The organism is Streptomyces sp. S4.7 (assembly GCF_010384365.1).
Lineage (GTDB): Bacteria > Actinomycetota > Actinomycetes > Streptomycetales > Streptomycetaceae > Streptomyces.
This window is the reverse complement of sequence record NZ_CP048397.1, coordinates 1622407-1639337: the sequence shown is the minus strand read 5'-3', so window position 1 is coordinate 1639337 and position 16931 is coordinate 1622407. Positions and strand designations below refer to the sequence as shown.

Below are 16931 nucleotides of genomic sequence, written 5' to 3'. Positions count from 1 at the left end.
GGGCTTGCGCGCCTCAGACGTAGCAGGCCGCGCTCGCATCTGTTGTGGGTCCCCTCGGCTGTCGAGGCGCCTTCCTCCTGGGAATGGCGCTTCCTTGGCTGTCCGGTTTCCGGCAGATGGCGATACGGGCTCTCGGCGTGGCAGTACCTACGACTCAATGTCCGTACCGGAGCCTTTACCCACATGACGAGCAGCACCGAGACCACCGCCACCACCCCGCAGGTTGCGGTCAACGACATCGGTAACGAGGAAGCATTCCTCGCCGCGATCGACGAGACGATCAAGTACTTCAACGACGGCGACATCGTCGACGGCGTCATCGTGAAGGTCGACCGGGACGAGGTCCTGCTCGACATCGGTTACAAGACCGAAGGCGTCATCCCCTCCCGCGAGCTTTCGATCAAGCACGACGTCGACCCCAACGAGGTCGTCGCCGTGGGCGATGAGATCGAGGCCCTCGTCCTCCAGAAGGAGGACAAGGAAGGCCGGCTCATCCTGTCCAAGAAGCGTGCGCAGTACGAGCGCGCCTGGGGCACGATCGAAAAGATCAAGGAAGAAGACGGCATCGTCACCGGCACCGTCATCGAGGTCGTCAAGGGTGGACTCATCCTCGACATCGGCCTCCGTGGCTTCCTGCCGGCCTCTCTCGTCGAGATGCGCCGTGTCCGCGACCTCCAGCCCTACGTGGGCAAGGAGCTCGAGGCCAAGATCATCGAGCTGGACAAGAACCGCAACAACGTGGTCCTGTCCCGCCGTGCCTGGCTCGAGCAGACCCAGAGCGAGGTTCGCCAGACCTTCCTCACGACCCTGCAGAAGGGCCAGGTCCGCTCCGGCGTCGTTTCCTCGATCGTCAACTTCGGCGCGTTCGTGGACCTCGGCGGTGTCGACGGTCTCGTGCACGTCTCCGAGCTCTCCTGGAAGCACATCGACCACCCCTCCGAGGTTGTCGAGGTGGGCCAGGAAGTCACCGTCGAGGTTCTCGACGTGGACATGGACCGCGAGCGTGTCTCCCTGTCGCTCAAGGCGACGCAGGAAGACCCGTGGCAGCAGTTCGCCCGGACGCACCAGATCGGCCAGGTCGTCCCCGGCAAGGTCACCAAGCTCGTTCCGTTCGGCGCGTTCGTCCGCGTCGACGAGGGCATCGAGGGTCTGGTCCACATCTCCGAGCTGGCCGAGCGCCACGTGGAGATCCCGGAGCAGGTCGTCCAGGTCAACGACGAGATCTTCGTCAAGGTCATCGACATCGACCTCGAGCGCCGTCGCATCAGCCTCTCGCTGAAGCAGGCCAACGAGGCGTTCGGCGGGGACCCGGCCTCGGTCGAGTTCGACCCGACGCTGTACGGCATGGCTGCCTCGTACGACGACCAGGGCAACTACATCTACCCCGAGGGCTTCGACCCCGAGACCAACGACTGGCTCGAGGGCTTCGAGGCTCAGCGCGAGGTGTGGGAGACCCAGTACGCCGAGGCGCAGACCCGCTTCGAGCAGCACCAGGCCCAGGTCATCAAGTCCCGCGAGGCCGACGAGGCCGCGGCTGCCGAGGGCGCTGCCGCCCCGGCGGGCGCTGCTCCCGCCGCCTCGGGTGGCAGCGGTGGCGGTGGCGGTGGCGGTTCGTACTCCTCGGAGTCCCAGGACAACTCCGGCGCACTGGCGTCGGACGAGGCCCTGGCCGCCCTGCGCGAGAAGCTGGCCGGTGGCCAGAGCTGACGCTCCGACCCCGCAGTAGCCGGTAGACAGCTGGACGTGAGGCCCGTTCCCTTCGGGGGCGGGCCTCACGCGTGCGTTCAGGACGGGGATGCGGATCGGCGGTGTCCGAGGCGCCAAGTACCGTACGTGCTCGGCGTCTTGGCTCTCGTACCACCGGCGCGGGTTCCGGGGCGCCACGCGCGCGGGTTCCTCGCCGACCGTGCGCCCGGCCGGATGCGGGGCGCGTGGGTGGGGAATGCTCACGCCCGGAGGCGCGTTCTTCCTGAGGAACACGAGGAGGACCGGTAATCGTGCTTGATCCGCAGGATTTGTACGAGTGGGAGCCCAAGGGCCTGGGAGTCGTCGACATGGCGCTCGCCCAGGAGTCCGCGGGTCTCGTCATGCTCTACCACTTCGAGGGCTACATCGACGCGGGGGAGACCGGCGACCAGATCGTCGAGAACCTGCTGGAGTCGCTGCCGAACCAGGTGGTGGCACGCTTCGACCACGACAGGCTGGTCGACTACCGGGCCCGCCGCCCGCTGCTGACGTTCAAGCGCGACCGCTGGTCGGGCTACGAGACGCCGACGCTGGAGGTGCGGCTCGTCCAGGACGCCACGGGCGCCCCGTTCCTGCTGCTGTCGGGGCCCGAGCCCGATGTCGAGTGGGAGCGCTTCGCGGCGGCCGTGGGACAGGTCGTGGAGCGCCTCGGCGTACGGCTGGCCGTCAACTTCCACGGCATCCCGATGGGCGTGCCGCACACGCGCCCCGTCGGCATCACACCGCACGGCAACCGCACGGACCTGATGCCGGGCCACCGCAGCCCCTTCGACGAGGCGCAGGTGCCCGGCAGCGCCGAGGCGCTGGTCGAGTACCGGCTGATGGAGGCCGGGCACGACGTGCTCGGCGTCGCCGCCCACGTCCCGCACTACGTGGCGCGGTCCTCCTACCCGGACGCGGCGCTGACAGCCCTGGAGGCGATCACCGCGGCGACGGGACTCGTCCTGCCGGGCGTCGCGCACGCTCTCCGTACGGAGGCGCAGCGCACGCAGACCGAGATCGAGCGCCAGCTCGGCGAGGGGGACGAAGAGCTGGTGACGATGGTGCAGGGCCTTGAGCACCAGTACGACGCGGTGGCCGGTGCCGAGAGCAGGGGCAATCTGGTGGCCGAGCCGGCGGAGCTTCCGTCGGCGGACGAGATCGGGCGCGAGTTCGAGAAGTTCCTCGCCGAGCGGGAGGGCGACGCCTAGGGTCTGTCCGGCGGATCTTCGGGGATCGGTGTACGGGGCGCGCGTCAGCGCGTCCCGTACGGACGACGTCTCGTAAGACGCAGGTCCACGGCCTAAGCTGCCAGGCATGCTGAAAGTGGGCCTGACCGGCGGGATCGGTGCCGGAAAGAGTGAAGTCTCCCGACTGCTGGTCTCGTACGGCGCGGTGCTGGTGGACGCGGACAAGATCGCCAGAGAGGTCGTCGAGCCCGGGACTCCCGGGCTCGACGCCGTTGTCGACGCCTTCGGGCCGGGCGTCCTCACCGCCGACGGGCGGCTCGACAGGCCGAAGCTCGGCTCGCTCGTCTTCTCCGACAGCGAGAAGCTCGCCACCCTGAACGCCATCGTCCATCCCCTGGTCAGAGCACGTTCGGCGGAGCTGGAGGATGCGGCGGGCGAGGACGCCATCGTCGTCCACGACGTGCCGCTCCTCGTCGAGAGCGGGCTGACCGGGCTCTACGACGTGCTCGTCGTCGTGGACGCGTCGACCGAGACCCGGCTCGAACGGCTCGTACGGGTGCGGGGCATGGCGGAGTCCGAGGCCCGGTCCCGGATGGCCGCCCAGGCCACCCGGGAGCGGCGAAACGCCGCCGCCGATCTGGTCATCGACAACAACGGGCCGCTGGAGAGACTGGAGCCGCAGGTCAGGGACGTCTGGGCGCGACTGGTCGAGCGGGCCGCCGCCCACTTCTGAGGTGCCCGGCGGCCGGCTGTGGAATACCGCCAATCCGTGCGACGTTGGACGCGCGGACCGAGGGGAAGGATCGGACCGTGCCCGAGAGCCCGGAGACCCACGTCATCGACTACCGCGCGGCGGAGCAACTGCTGGCCGCACGTGATCCGCGCGGTGCCGTCAAGCTGCTGGACTCCGTGATCGCGGCGCACCCCGAGAACACGGCGGCCCGGCTGCTGCGCGCCCGCGCGTTCTTCGCCGCGGCTCAACTGCGGCCCGCAGAGCTGGAGTTCGAGCTGGTCCTGGAGCGCGAGCCGGACAACGCCTTCGCGCACTTCGCACTCGCCCGCACCTACGAGCGGGCGGGGCGGCCCGAGCAGGCGACGAAGCACTTCAGGCTGGCCGCGGCGCTCGATCCCAAGCCCGAGTACCTCAAAGCCGCGCGTTTCGACTCCGGTCCCGGGTCCGGCTCGGGCCCGGGGTCCGGTTCCGACGACTGACCTCTTCGATCCTGTCGCCGCCGTTCCCGTAACCGCTGCCGGTGCCGGTGCCGGTGTCGCCGTCGCCGCCCGGGTTCCGGTGGCTGTGAACCTCGTACGGCGGGACGTCCCGGCCCGGCTGGAACCTCGACCCCTGCCGTATCCGGTGGACGACCACGGCGAAATCCGTGGCGACGATCAGCAGCAGCACCCCGCAGGCGATCGCCCAGCCCGGACGGCCGGCGATCGCGAAGGCGGCCGTGCCGAATCCGGTCCAGATCAGACCCCACACACTCAGCCACCAGCGCATCCGCAGCGGACTGCGGGCTGTGACCGGTTCACTTCCGGTGCGCATGGCATCGCACCTCCTGTCAGACATGTACCCGGTCCGCGCCCCCGATGCACAGGGGTGCGGGCCCCGAAACGAACCGACGGTGAATTCGTCGATCCGACCGCCCGGAGAGCGATGATTTCCCGGCGGGGCGGGTGTCTACCTCCTTGAAAGCACACCACGCGCATCACGGAGGAGACCCCCTGTGTCCGAGGTTACGACCACCCCCGCGCGGACCGCGTCCGCTCCCGCGCCCGCCGCTGTTTCGCCCTCCCACGCGGGGCCCTCGCGCCGTACGGACATCACCGTCCGTACGCTCCAGATCGTCCTGGCGCTGTTCCTGGCGGTCGCGAGCGCGGGGCCGAAGCTCGTGGGCCACTCGTCGGCGGCCGAGTCGTTCGACGCCATCGGCTTCGGCGACTGGTTCATGTATCTCACCGGTGCCCTTGAGGTGGCCGGCGCCGTCGCCCTGCTGATCCCGATTCTCTCCGGCGTCTCGGCGATCGCGCTCATCGGCCTGATGATCGGCGCCTTCATCACCCAGCTGACCGTCTTCGACGGCGAGAACGCACTGACACCCGTGATCTTCCTGGCCCTGCTCGCCGTGGTCGCGTGGGTACGCCGGCGGAGGACCGCCGAACTCGTCGCGCTGGTGCGCCGGCGGATCTGAACCGATGGCCGATGCGCCCCGTCGTACCCGTCGCGCCTGAAGACCGCATCCTCACACGTCGAGGGGATGCGGCCTTCGGGCATGACGGGGGCACTGTCAGACCCCCCGCCTAGACTCGCGGAGTAACGAGATCTTGAGGTGAGCGACCGAGGCGGAGGGAGTGGGTGACGATGACGCGAGACGCGCCGGGCCACGCGGCGTCCGACGCCCCGGCCCCCGCCCCGATGCCCCTGGCCCGCTGCGCCGCGCTCTTCCTGCCCGCCGGCCTGCCCCGTGAAGGACGGGTCGCCTTCTGGGCCCCGGCGGGGGAGCCGTCCGCCGACGGCGACCTCCGCACGTCCGATCTGACGGTCGTGGCTCCGGCGGACCGGGTGGAGGCCGACCGCGCCGACCCGGCGGCCGGCGCCGGTGTTCGCACCCGTGTCGTCCGCGCGGTGCTCATGCCCGTCGCCGAGGCCGTTCCCCTGCTGGTCGGCGCCCGCTCCGACGCCTCCGCCCACCCCTCAGCCGCCTGCTGGGGCGCCGCCGCCCTGCACGCCCTGCACCTGTCGGCCAGGGGCCGGCTGCTGCCCGGCCTCACCGCGTCCGACCACGACGCCTGGCGGGCCGGCCCGCTCGACGCGGACGACATCGCCCAGCTGCGGGCCATCGCCGCCGCCATGCCGTACGAGGCGCACGCCGTCCCACTCCCCGATGTGCTGCCGCTGCGGCTGCCCGAGCCGGAAGCGCTGGTGCGCGCCTTCCTCGACGCGGTCGCCGACGCCCTGCCCCGCACACCCGCCGCCGCGTTCGCCGCGGGCGCGCCCTTCGCCGCGCACGCCGCGCAGCATCTGCCCCGCGCGCGCTCGTGGGCGGCCGAAGCGGCGGCCGGGATGGACGCCGGGGTGCGCGTCTCGCTGCGCCTCGACCTGTCCGCGTACGAGCTGTTCGACTCCTCGTCCGCGCCGGAGACCCCGGAGGAGTCCGGCGCCGAGCGCCGTGCCGGGGCCGCCCTCGTCCAGATCCACAGCCTCGCCGACCCGACGCTCGTCATGGACGCGGCTCAGCTCTGGGCGGGCGACGGCGACGACGTCTTCGGACCCCGAGCCCGGATCGACGCCCTGCTCGCGCTGCGCCGCGCCGCCCGTGTCTGGCCGCCGCTCGCCCGGCTGCTGGAGTTCGACGTCCCCGCCGTGCTGCCGCTCTCCGAGGACGAGCTGTACGAACTGCTCGGCCCGGGAGCCGCCGGCCTCGCCGCCGCCGGAGTGGCCGTCCACTGGCCGAGGGAGCTGGCTCGTACGCTCTCGGCCGCCGCGGTCGTACGCTCCGCGCCCGGTTCGGCCACGGACGGCACGCCTTTCTTCGACAGCACCGAACTGCTCAAGTTCAACTGGCAGTTGGCGCTCGACGGCGATCCGCTCAGCGAGGCGGAGATGGACGCGCTCGCCGAGTCGCACCGGCCGATCGTCAGGCTGCGCGACCAGTGGGTGGTGATCGACCCCGACCTCGTCCGGAAGGCGCGCAAGCGGGAGCTGGGCCTGCTCGACCCGGTCGACGCGCTGGCCGTCGCCCTCACGGGCTCGGCCGAGGTGGACGGCGAGACGGTCGACGCGGTCCCGACCGGCGCGCTGGCGGTCCTCCGCGACCGGCTCGTCCACGGCCCGGCGGCCGTCGCACAGCCCGCCGGCCTGGACGCCACCCTGCGCGACTACCAACTGCGCGGCCTGGCCTGGCTCGACCTCATGACCTCACTCGGCCTCGGCGGCTGTCTCGCCGACGACATGGGCCTCGGCAAGACGATCACCGTCATCGCGCTCCATCTGCACCGCGCCCGTCCGGTCCCGACGCTCGTCGTCTGTCCCGCGTCCCTCCTCGGCAACTGGCAGCGGGAGATCACCCGCTTCGCGCCCGGCGTCCCCGTCCACCGCTTCCACGGCTCGGGGCGCACGCTGGACGGCGTGACCGACGGATTCGTCCTCACCACGTACGGCACGATGCGCGGCAGCGCTCCCGAACTGGCCGCCCACACCTGGGGAACGGTCGTCGCCGACGAGGCTCAGCACGTCAAGAACCCCTTCTCCTCCACCGCCAAGGCACTGCGCACGATCCCGACGCCCGCCCGCGTCGCGCTGACCGGCACCCCCGTGGAGAACAACCTCTCCGAGCTGTGGGCGCTCCTCGACTGGACGACCCCCGGCCTCCTCGGACCGCTCAAATCGTTCCGCGCCCGCCACGCGCGCGCCGTGGAGAACGTGGAACACGCGGGGTCGGCGGGCACCACCGCGAGCGACGAGGCCGTGGAGCGGCTCTCCCGGCTGGTCCGCCCCTTCCTGCTGCGCCGCAAGAAGTCCGACCCGGGGATCGTGCCCGAGCTGCCGCCCAAGACGGAGAGCGACCACCCGGTGCCGCTCACCCGCGAACAGGCCTCCCTGTACGAGGCCGTCGTGCGCGAGACGATGGCCGCCATCGAGAGCGCGGAGGGCATCGCCCGGCGCGGACTGGTCATGAAGCTGCTCACCGCCCTCAAACAGATCTGCAACCACCCGGCGCAGTATCTGAAGGAGGAGGGCGCGCGGCTCACCGGCCGGTCCGGGAAGCTCGCCCTGCTCGACGAGCTGCTCGACACGATCCTGACCGAGGACGGCTCGGTCCTCGTCTTCACGCAGTACGTGTCGATGGCGCGGCTCCTCTCCGCGCACCTCACCTCCCGCGCGATCCCTTCCCAACTCCTGCACGGCGGCACGCCCGTCGCCGAACGGGAACGGATGGTGGACCGCTTCCAGTCGGGCCGGACCCCCGTCTTCCTGCTGTCTCTCAAGGCCGCCGGCACCGGCCTCAACCTCACCCGCGCCGGTCATGTCGTGCACTACGACCGCTGGTGGAATCCGGCCGTCGAGGAGCAGGCCACGGACCGCGCCTACCGCATCGGCCAGACGCAGCCCGTACAGGTCCACCGGCTGATCGCGGAGGGCACGGTCGAGGACCGCATCGCCGAGATGCTGGCCGCCAAGCGTGCCCTGGCCGATGCGGTGCTCGGCTCGGGCGAAGGAGCCCTGACCGAGCTGACCGACCGTGAGCTGGCCGATCTCGTCTCGCTGCGGAGGCCGTCATGACCGCGCGCGTCTCTCGGCACGACGACCGCCGTCGTACGTTCCCGGCCCTGCCGCCCCCGCCCGGCGCGGCGGGCGCCCCGGACTTCGCCACCAGCTGGTGGGGCAACGCCTGGGTGGAGTCCATGGAGGACTCGGCGCTCGACCCGGCCCGGCTGCAACGCGGGCGCGCCTACGCGGGCAGCGGGCACGTGGACGCGATCACGGTCACACCGGGCCGGGTCATGGCGTACGTGCACGGCTCACGGCCCCGCCCGTACCGCACCGAGATCCGGCTGCGCACCCTCGGCGACGACGACTGGGAAGACCTCCTCGACGCGGCGGCCGCCCGCCCCGACCACATCGCCGCCCTCCTCGACAAGGACATGCCGCACGCGCTCGCCGCCTCGGCGGACCTGCTGCCGACCGCCGGCGATCTGACGCCCGACTGCTCCTGCCCCGACGACGGTTACCCCTGCAAGCACGCGGCGGCACTGTGCTACCAGACCGCGCGGCTGCTCGACGAGGACCCGTTCGTCCTCTTCTTGATGCGCGGACGCGGTGAGCACGAGATCCTGGCCGACCTGACCCGGCGCAACGCCACCCGCTCCGCGGCCGAACGAGGCACGGCGGCGCCGCCCATGCCCACGGTCGACGCGGTCACAGCGGTGACCGCCCACCCCCTGCGGACCCTGCCGCCCCCGTTCCCGCTGCCGGCCGGCCCCGGCCGCCCGCCCGTCTATCCGCACACTCCCGGCGCCCCCGACCCGCTGGCGCTCGACCTGCTCGCCACCGAGGCCGCCGGCCGCGCGCACACGTTTCTCGCGACCGGCATCGACCCCGTGGCCGGCCTCACCCCGTGGCAGGACGCCGTCCGCCTGGCCGCCGCCCATCCCGGCTCCGGGCTCACCGCCTCGACCCGCGCCCTCTACCGCGACCTGGCGGCGGGCACCGACCACAGCCCCACCGACCTGGCACGCGCCGTCGCCGCCTGGCGCCAGGGCGGCCTCGCGGGCCTGACCGTCCTGGAAGAAGCCTGGGACCCACCCGCCGGCCCGTTCGACCGCGCCCGCCCCGCACTCCTCGCGGCCGACTTCCCGCACTTCCGCCCCTGGCGCAACCGCCTCTCCCTGCCGTCGCTCCAGCTCCGTTTCGGCCGCGACGGACTCTGGTACGGATACGAGTCGGACCGCGACCGCGAGGACTGGTGGCCCCGCGGCACCCCCGACACCGACCCGGTGGGTGCGCTCACGGCGCTTCTCGGTCGGTGACCGGTAGGCTCGTATCCGTAAGCAACCACAGATCAAGGGGGCGTGGTGGAAGCCGAGTTGGTGACATTGGCGGCCGCGGGAGCGACAGCTCTCGTGCAGCAGATGGCGACGGACGGCTGGACGGCCGCCCGCGACCGGATGGTGGCGTTCTTCGCGCGCCGGGGCTCGGCCACCCCGGCCTCGGTCGAGGAGGAGCTGGACACCGTCCGGGCCGAACTGGTCGCGGCCCAGCGGGACGAGGACGAACAACTGGTGGCCGACGTCCAAGCCGAATGGCGCACCCGCCTCCGCCGCGCCCTGGCGGCCGACCCCGCGGCGGCTGCGGAACTCCGCTCACTGCTCGACGAGTTGGCGCCCGCCACCCCCGTGCCCCAGCACGTGACATCCGTGCACAACACCGTCAACGGCGGCGTGGTGCACGGCGCGGTCGTCCAGGCCGGAGCGATCGGCACAGTGGATCTGGGTGGCGGCGGCTCCCGCGGCGGAGCCGGGAGCGCCCCGGCCTGACCCGGCGCTCAGCCTGCGGCAGCACAGCGGTGAAGCCCGTCGCGTCAGACCCTTGACGCGACGGGCTTCAGCTTGCGGAGTTCGCTCAGGCTGTGTGCAGTGTCAGCCCGTAGGTGCTGAGGATCTCGTTGATCGGCTGGTAGAAGCTCTGCCCGCCGCTGGTGCAGTTGCCCGAGGCGCCGGACGTCACGCCCTGGGCCTGGTCACCGCTGATGAACGAGCCGCCCGAGTCGCCACCCTCCGCGCAGGCACTCGTCTGGACCATCTGGTGGACGGCGCCCTGTGAGTAGTTGACCGTCACGTTCTTGGCCAGGAGGTTGCCGCAGCGCCAGTGCGTCGTGGAGCCGGAGCGGCAGATCGACGCGCCGACGGGGGCCTCGTTCGAACCACGCACCAACTGGTCGGACACGCTGCCCCAGCCGAGGACGACGGGCACGGTCCACCAGCCGTTGGCGACGTTCACCCACGCGTAGTCGTTGCCCGGGAAGGACGAGCCCTGGAAGTTGCCGATGGCGGAGTTGTCCCAGCCGCGCACCGACTGGCCGCGCGGGCCGCAGTGGCCGGCGGTGACGAAGCCCCCGTGCACGGAGAAGCCTATGGAGCAGCGGACGTTGCCCGTGTAGTACGGGTCCCCGCCCACGGTCCCGGCCGCGACGGTGGAGGGGGCGTCGGTCGTCTCCGCGACCGTCACCGGACCGGTCTTCTCCGCCTTCGCGACGAAGGCGGCGACGGCCTTGGTGTCACGCTCCGGGGCGAGGACGTTTACCACGACCCGGTTGGACTTCGGGTCGACGCTCCAACTGCTGACGCCGACCGGTGCGGAGAGCGCGTCGATCCGCTTCATGGTCGCGTCAAGGGCGCGCTCACTGTGCTTCACGAGCTTGACGGTGGCGCCTGTCGCGCGGACGGCGGCGGCCTTCTTCCCGTCGGTGAGGGCGACGGTCAGTGAGTTGTCGGCCGCGCTGAACCAGGAGCCTCCGTACGCGGCTCCCGCCGCGCGCTCCGCCTTGGTCTCGACGGCGGTCGCCGTCTTCTCGGCGGCGAGCCGGGCGACGGCCTCACTCTTCGTCAGGCCGAATTCCTTCTGCATGGCGCTGAGCAGGCCATCGGACGCGGGCGCCTTCTTCGAGGCTGATGCCGGGGCCGATATTGACATCGATGTCGAGGCGGAGTCGGGAGCCGCGGCCGACGCCGGCGCGAGCCCGGCGGTCGCCCAGGTGCCGACGAGGAGGAGTGCGGACAGGCCGGTGCGTACAACTGTCTTGCGTCTCAAGGCATTCGCCCTTCGGTTGTTCCAGCGATCGTGGGGTTGGAACAGTGGAACAGCAGGCGAGTGAGAGCGCTCTCATTCGCCTCGGCCGGAGCGTATCCAAGGATCATGAACAGGTCCATGCCAATGGCGGAACGGAATCCCGGCATGGTGCGATTCGCCAGGTCGGGAGGGGTTCGCGCCTGATGGAAGGAGAGCTTCCGGAGGGCTCGGCGGGCGGCGCGACGGCGCTTCAAGTCCCGTTGGGCGGAGGCTCTTACAGCGTTGCGGACGTCAAGCGGTGAACGCCTCTCGGGCTCTCCGGACATTTCCGGAGAGCCCGAGAGGCCGAGAGCCCGGGCGAGTGCCTACCGCCGGATCAGAGCAGTTCCGCCCAGCGCGTGAGCGTCGCGAAGTCCCGCTCCCGCAACCCCCGTCGTGGGTGGATCCGCAACAGCAGCGCGGGCCCGTCGTGGTGGGTCGCGACATACGTCGTGTCCAGGTCGGTGATCATGTCGTCGACCCAGGCGAAGGGTCTGCCGTCCGCCCTCTCCAGCAGCGGGCGCGTCTTCCAGTAGAGGCCGTCCGGATCCTTGGCGAAAAGCTCGGGCCACTCGATCACCGGCAGATCGGCCGGCAGCCCGACGGCCGGCGCGATCATGCTGTTGGCCTCGTGCATCCAGGTGGTGGCCCAGGCCAGTTCGAAGGGCAGCCCGGTGAGTATCGGGCCGTGGGCGGGGTTGAGCCGTACCCGTAGCCCACGTCTGTGGGGCCGGGAGCCCGGCGTCTGGCGGGAGAGCCAGTTCGACGGGTGCAGATGGTGGGTCGTGTACCCGCGCGGTCGTGGCAGCCGTGCGGCGTACGGGTTGAGGGGACCGTCGACGTCGAGGAGCAGCAAGGGGCGTGGGCGAACCGTCATGGTGGAGAAATGCCCGCCGTGGGGGCCGTTTACGACCCCAACGCGCTCCCGCGCCCTTTCCGCGCTCTCCCGTCGCCGTTTCGCGCTCAGAAGTCGGCGAACGTCCGGTCGTCCAGCCTCGCCACGGAGTCCTGGGCGTGCGCGCGTTCGTACGCCCGCCGGATCTGGTCGATCCGCGCGTCGCGCGACGTCGCCTCGGACGCCGGGTACAGCAGGATCAGCTCGTAGGAACGCTCCCGCTCGATCACGCCTTTGGAGTCACGCCACTGGCCCCGGCCCTCCTGGATCGTCAGGCCGGACGGGAACTCCGGCGTGACATGCCGGTCGATGAACGACATGAATTGACGATCCGTCACATCCGCGCCGCCGTCCGGCCGTTCTGTACCGAAGAAGAGCCGCGTCTCGATGTACGACGCGCCGCGCGGCGTCTGGGTGGGCGAGCGCTGCTCGCTGTCGAGGGTCGCGTACGCGGCCGGTGCGCCGACCGCCAGCACGGCGACGACGGCGCCCGCGACGGCGACCGGCACACGCCGCCCTGAGGAGCGCGGCGCGCGCGGGCGGGAGGAGGGCCGGGGAGTGCTCGCGGTGGTGGGCATGGGGGGTGTCGCTCTCTCTCGGGCGGTCCGCGGGAGGACTGTCATGTGCGGACTCACTGTGGCAAGCACCCGCCACGCAACCCCGCCGGAACACGTGCCCCGGCCGGAAACCACCCGCACGAGCGCAAGGCCGCCGCGCCCCCCGCGCAGTACGTTGCTGCGATGACCACCGCTCCCGAGGACCGGCCCGCCGATCTCGTCATCACGGGCTGCACCACGCTGACGCACGGCCGCACCGGCGACACCACCAACCCCACCGGTCCCACGGACCCGAACGATCGCGCCGACCCCGCCGACCCCACCCGGACCGGGGGCGCGGGCGACATCGGCTTTCTCGACAACAGCGCGATCGTCGTACGCGACGGTCTCATCGAGTCGATCACCACCCCCCGAGGCCGTCGCCGGCCTGCCCGCCGTCGAACGCATCGACGCGCGTGGGCTGCTCGCCATGCCCGGACTGATCAACTGCCACACGCACACACCGATGGTGGCCCTGCGCGGCATCGCCGAGGACCTGCCGATCGAGGAGTGGTTCAACGAGTGGATCTGGCCCATCGAAACCAATCTCACCGACCGCGACATCGAACTCGGCGCGCTGCTCGCCTGCGCCGAGATGATCCGCGGCGGCGTCACCACCTTCGCCGACCACTACTTCGCCATGGACCAGGTCGCCGCCGCCACCGAGGCGAGCGGGCTGCGGGCCAATCTCGGCCAGGGGTACTTCTCCAGCGAGGGCGCCGCCGGCCTGGAGCGGTCCCTCGACTTCGCCCTCCGGCTGCGGGGCGCGGCCGACGGGCGGATCACCATGTCGCTCGCGCCGCACGCCCCCTACACCGTCGATGACGACGATCTGGCCGCGACCGCCGAACTCGCCCGCGCGCACGGCCTGTTGGTCCATATCCACGCCGCGCAGAACGCGCAGCAGACGGCCGCCGCCGTCGCCGCGACCGGCCGCACGCCCATCGAGACCCTGCACCGCGCCGGGCTGCTCGACGTCGACGTGCTCGTCGCCCACGGCACCGGTCTGACCGAGGGCGACCTCGCCGTACTCCGGCGCGGCACGGGCCGGGTCGCGTTCGCCACCGCGCCCAAGGGCTACCTCAAGTTCGGCTGGGACCAGACACCGCTGCGCGCGCTGGCCTCGATCGGCGTGCCCGTCGGGCTCGCGACGGACGGCGCCGCGTCGAACAGCACCCTCGACGTCTGGGAGAGCATGACGCTCACCGCGCCGACCCAGAAGTCGTCGGAGCGCGACCCCGGCTGGCTGACCGCCCGTCAGGCACTCGACCACGCCACCACCCAGAGCGCCCGCGCGGTGGGCCTCGGCGGCCGGGTGGGCGCCCTCGCTCCGGGACGGCGCGCCGATCTGATCCTGGTGGACCTCACGGGACCCCACACCCAGCCGGTCCACGACCACGCGGCGACGCTCGTGTACAGCGCGCGCTCCGCCGATGTGCTGACCACGATCGTCGACGGAAGGTCCTGATGCGCGACCCCCGGCTCCCGGCGTTGACGTACCGCGGTCACGGGCGGCGCGTCCAGGACTACGACCCGGCGTAGCCGCGCGGGTGAGCCCGGCGGGGGAGCCGTCGTACGCGCCCCCGCCCGTCGCTGGACCATGATGGAGCGGTGAGACTCGAAGCGATCACCTGGGATCGGCTGACCGACGCCCTGGCGGGGCGCGCCCTGGAGACCAGGGCCGACGACGGCGGCCCCTGGGTGCGTATCGCCGTGGACGGCGCGCCCGCCGCACGTCCCGGCGTACCGGCCGAGGCGCTCGCCGACGCCCTGCGGCTCCGGGGCCGCTCGGTGGTCGTCGTCGGGACCGGCGGCTTCCTGCGGCCCGCGTCGCTGCGGTACGAGTACGGGCGGCACGATCCCGACTCCTACTACGACGGCTGGTTCGACACGGGCGCTCTGTGGCGGGAGGTGTTCGGGCCCGTGGAGGCGGGCGGGACCGGCCTGGTGCTGCCCGATCTGTGGGATCCGGCGACCGACCGCGCGACGCGCAGCGAGCGGGTCGAACTCCCGCCGGGCGGCGTGCTGGTGGTGCACGGTCCGCTGCTGCTCGGGCACTGGTTCCCGTTCGACCTCACGGTGCATCTGCGGCTGTCGCCGGCCGCGCTCCGCCGCCGTACCGGGGAGAGCGAGCAGTGGACGCTGCCCGCGTTCGAGCGCTACGAGCGGGAGGTCGGCCCGGCCGAGGCCGCCGACGTCCTCGTAAGGACGGACGATCCGCGCCACCCCGCCTGGGCGCTGCCGCGGGGCTGAACCGGGTCGGCGCGGTGGCCGCCCGTCAGGTGGTTCGGCACGCCGGCCGGCCACGCGGACGTCACGGCACCGGCGGACGCCCGCCGGTCTGCGCGACCGCCAGGGCGCCGGCACGGCAGCCCGCCGCGGCGGCCGCCGGTGGGTCGGCGCCCGTCAACAGGGAGGCGAGGAAAGCGCCGTTGAACGCGTCGCCCGCCCCCGTGGAGTCGACGGCCCGCGCGGGCTCCGGCGGAACGCGCGCCGTCACCGCTCCGTCCGACGCCACCAGCGCGCCGTCCGGTCCCAGCGTCACCACGACGAGCGGGAACCGGCGGCTCAGCTCGGCCGCCGCCTTCTCCGCGTCCGGGACTCCGGTGAGCAGCCGGGCCTCGTCCGCGTTCGGCAGGAGTACGTCGACCCCCTCGGCCGCCGCCAGGAACCGGTCGGCGCCGAGGTCCGCCATGAATCCCGCCGACGCGGGGTCCACGCTCACCGGGACACCGCGCGCCGTCGCCGACGCCACGGCGGCCCGCACCACTTGACGGCTGGTGGGGGCGAAGAAGAGATAGCCGGAGATGTGCAGCCGGCCCACCCCGTCGAGCAGCGCCGCCGACCAGTCGGCGGCGGCGAGGCGCAGGACGGCCCCGCTGTCGGTCAGGAAGGTGCGTTCGGCGGAGGCGTCGACCAGTGAGACGACGGTCGCGGTCGGCACGTCGTCGTCGACGACCAGGAGCGGCCGGACGCCCGCCGATCTCAGCCGTGACTCGTGCCAGCCGGCCGCCTCCGCGCCGACCCGGGCGAGCAGCCGGACGTCCGCGCATCCCGTGGACACCGCCCAGCACGCCGCGTTGGCCCCGGCGCCGCCCGGCAGGGTGCGGATCTCGGCGGCGGTGTCCGTGCCGTGTGCGAGCGGCTTACGGTGCTGGGCCACCACATCGGTGACCACGTCCCCGACGATCAGCAGCGCGCCCGCGCCGCCACCGTGTCCGGGGCCCTCGGGGGCGCGGGCGCCGTCGGCGGGGTCCGGACCGCTCACCGCGCCGCCGCGATCAGAGCCGCCAGCCGCACATTGCCGCGCACGGCCGCCAGATTCGCCTCCAGGGACGCGCCGTCGGTACGCCGCATCAGCTCACCCAGCAGGAACGGCGTCACCGCCTGCCCGCCGATGCCCCGCTCCCGGCACTCCGACAACGCCTCGGCGAGCACCCGGTCGTGCAACCGGGGATCGAGCTGTTCCGCCTCCGGCACCGGATTGGCGACGATCAGCGCGGCCTCCGGCCCGCCGAGCACGTCCTGGGCGGCCATCACCGCCGCGACCTCCTCCGGGGTGTCCACGGTCCAGTCGACGGGCTCACCGGACGACGTCAGGTAGAAGCCGGGGAAGTGCTCCGTGCCGTACCCGAGGATCCCGACGCCCAGGGTCTCCAGGCGCTGCAGGGTCGCCGGTACGTCGAGGATCGACTTCACGCCCGCGCAGACCACCGTGATCCGGGTCCCGGCCAGCAGCCGCAGGTCGGCCGACTCGTCCTGCGCGCCGATCCAGTCGCGGTGGACACCGCCCAGGCCGCCGGTCGCGAAGACCCGGATACCGGCACGCGCGGCGAGGAACGCCGTCGCGGACACCGTCGTCGCACCGCTGGCCCCGGTGGCCAGCGCGGGCGCGAGATCGCGGTGGCCCAGCTTCCGGACGGACGGATCACCGGCGACCCGCTCCAACTGGTCCTTGTCCAGGCCCACATGGGCCCGGCCGTCCAGCACGGCGACGGTGGCGGGTACGGCGCCGCCGGACCGTACCAGCGCTTCCAACTCCTCGGCGACGGCCAGATTGCGCGGTCGCGGCAGACCGTGCGCGATGATCGTCGACTCCAGGGCGACGACGGGACGGCGCGCTTCGAGTGCGTCCCGCACCTCGCAGGACAGCAGCAGTGTCGTGTCAGGCATGTCCCATCCCTGGCACGGGACGG

At 72.3% G+C, this 16931-nt stretch carries 15 protein-coding genes and 1 pseudogene; 10 read left to right on the top strand and 6 right to left on the bottom strand.

The features are described from left to right. Window positions 1–183 precede the first annotated feature (183 nt). The 4 genes from rpsA to SSPS47_RS07225 all read left to right on the top strand — a co-directional run bounded on the left by rpsA (window position 184) and on the right by SSPS47_RS07225 (window position 4127). Entirely contained in the window at window positions 184–1707 is a 1524-nt protein-coding gene (gene rpsA, locus SSPS47_RS07240) for a 30S ribosomal protein S1 (protein ID WP_023542473.1), read from the top strand. A gap of 290 nt (window positions 1708–1997) precedes the next feature. Beyond that, window positions 1998–2936 (top strand): PAC2 family protein, encoded by a 939-nt coding sequence (locus SSPS47_RS07235; protein WP_147872259.1) that lies wholly within the window; start codon window positions 1998–2000, stop codon window positions 2934–2936. Between the two features lie 106 nt (window positions 2937–3042). Then, the gene (coaE, locus tag SSPS47_RS07230; protein WP_164249609.1) at window positions 3043–3648 is read left to right on the top strand and encodes a dephospho-CoA kinase; all 606 of its coding nucleotides are present in this window, start codon (window positions 3043–3045) and stop codon (window positions 3646–3648) included. 77 nt (window positions 3649–3725) lie between these two features. Continuing rightward, window positions 3726–4127 carry a tetratricopeptide repeat protein gene (locus SSPS47_RS07225; protein WP_164249607.1) on the top strand — a complete coding sequence of 134 codons (402 nt, stop codon included), beginning with the start codon at window positions 3726–3728 and terminating at the stop codon, window positions 4125–4127. Here SSPS47_RS07225 and SSPS47_RS35240 read toward each other — a convergent pair. Next, window positions 4060–4461: a DUF6343 family protein gene (locus SSPS47_RS35240; RefSeq protein ID WP_239064803.1), complete on the bottom strand. Its 402-nt coding sequence runs from the start codon at window positions 4459–4461 to the stop codon at window positions 4060–4062. The genes SSPS47_RS07225 and SSPS47_RS35240 overlap by 68 nt on opposite strands. Window positions 4462–4642: 181 nt before the next feature. Here SSPS47_RS35240 and SSPS47_RS07215 point away from each other — a divergent pair, with 181 nt between their 5' ends. From SSPS47_RS07215 to SSPS47_RS07200, 4 genes are all read left to right on the top strand, one after another. Further along, a complete protein-coding gene (locus SSPS47_RS07215; RefSeq protein ID WP_164249605.1) occupies window positions 4643–5107 on the top strand; it encodes a DoxX family protein in 465 nt (154 codons plus the stop codon). 224 nt (window positions 5108–5331) lie between these two features. Continuing rightward, a complete protein-coding gene (locus SSPS47_RS07210) occupies window positions 5332–8199 on the top strand; it encodes a DEAD/DEAH box helicase (RefSeq protein ID WP_164254432.1) in 2868 nt (955 codons plus the stop codon). After that, window positions 8196–9446 (top strand): SWIM zinc finger family protein, encoded by a 1251-nt coding sequence (locus tag SSPS47_RS07205; RefSeq protein WP_164249603.1) that lies wholly within the window; start codon window positions 8196–8198, stop codon window positions 9444–9446. The genes SSPS47_RS07210 and SSPS47_RS07205 overlap by 4 nt, the downstream gene beginning before the upstream one ends. 45 nt (window positions 9447–9491) lie before the next feature. Beyond that, window positions 9492–9953 carry a hypothetical protein gene (locus SSPS47_RS07200; protein WP_164249601.1) on the top strand — a complete coding sequence of 154 codons (462 nt, stop codon included), beginning with the start codon at window positions 9492–9494 and terminating at the stop codon, window positions 9951–9953. Window positions 9954–10038: 85 nt separating this feature from the next. On the opposite strand, the gene SSPS47_RS07195 is transcribed toward SSPS47_RS07200, so the two are convergent. The 3 genes from SSPS47_RS07195 to SSPS47_RS07185 all read right to left on the bottom strand — a co-directional run bounded on the left by SSPS47_RS07195 (window position 10039) and on the right by SSPS47_RS07185 (window position 12717). Further along, window positions 10039–11226 carry a S1 family peptidase gene (locus tag SSPS47_RS07195; RefSeq protein WP_164249600.1) on the bottom strand — a complete coding sequence of 396 codons (1188 nt, stop codon included), beginning with the start codon at window positions 11224–11226 and terminating at the stop codon, window positions 10039–10041. Window positions 11227–11581: 355 nt separating this feature from the next. Next, window positions 11582–12121, bottom strand: a complete 540-nt coding sequence (locus SSPS47_RS07190) for a hypothetical protein (RefSeq protein ID WP_164249598.1) — start codon at window positions 12119–12121, stop codon at window positions 11582–11584. A gap of 86 nt (window positions 12122–12207) precedes the next feature. After that, the gene (locus tag SSPS47_RS07185; RefSeq protein ID WP_239064802.1) at window positions 12208–12717 is read right to left on the bottom strand and encodes a DUF3574 domain-containing protein; all 510 of its coding nucleotides are present in this window, start codon (window positions 12715–12717) and stop codon (window positions 12208–12210) included. Window positions 12718–12879: 162 nt separating this feature from the next. On the opposite strand from SSPS47_RS07185, the pseudogene SSPS47_RS07180 reads away from it, so the two are divergent. Together SSPS47_RS07180 and SSPS47_RS07175 are read left to right on the top strand one after the other, a co-directional pair. Continuing rightward, window positions 12880–14277: pseudogene (locus SSPS47_RS07180) on the top strand (amidohydrolase). Window positions 14278–14346: 69 nt separating this feature from the next. Continuing rightward, the gene (locus SSPS47_RS07175; RefSeq protein ID WP_164249594.1) at window positions 14347–14988 is read left to right on the top strand and encodes a uridine kinase; all 642 of its coding nucleotides are present in this window, start codon (window positions 14347–14349) and stop codon (window positions 14986–14988) included. Window positions 14989–15049: 61 nt separating this feature from the next. Here SSPS47_RS07175 and SSPS47_RS07170 read toward each other — a convergent pair whose 3' ends face one another. Both SSPS47_RS07170 and SSPS47_RS07165 read right to left on the bottom strand, forming a co-directional pair. Next, on the bottom strand, window positions 15050–16003 hold the full coding sequence (locus tag SSPS47_RS07170; RefSeq protein ID WP_239064801.1) for a PfkB family carbohydrate kinase: 954 nt from the start codon (window positions 16001–16003) through the stop codon (window positions 15050–15052). Further along, window positions 16000–16908: a pseudouridine-5'-phosphate glycosidase gene (locus SSPS47_RS07165; RefSeq protein ID WP_164249592.1), complete on the bottom strand. Its 909-nt coding sequence runs from the start codon at window positions 16906–16908 to the stop codon at window positions 16000–16002. Before SSPS47_RS07165 ends, SSPS47_RS07170 begins: the two co-directional genes overlap by 4 nt. Window positions 16909–16931 lie beyond the last annotated feature (23 nt).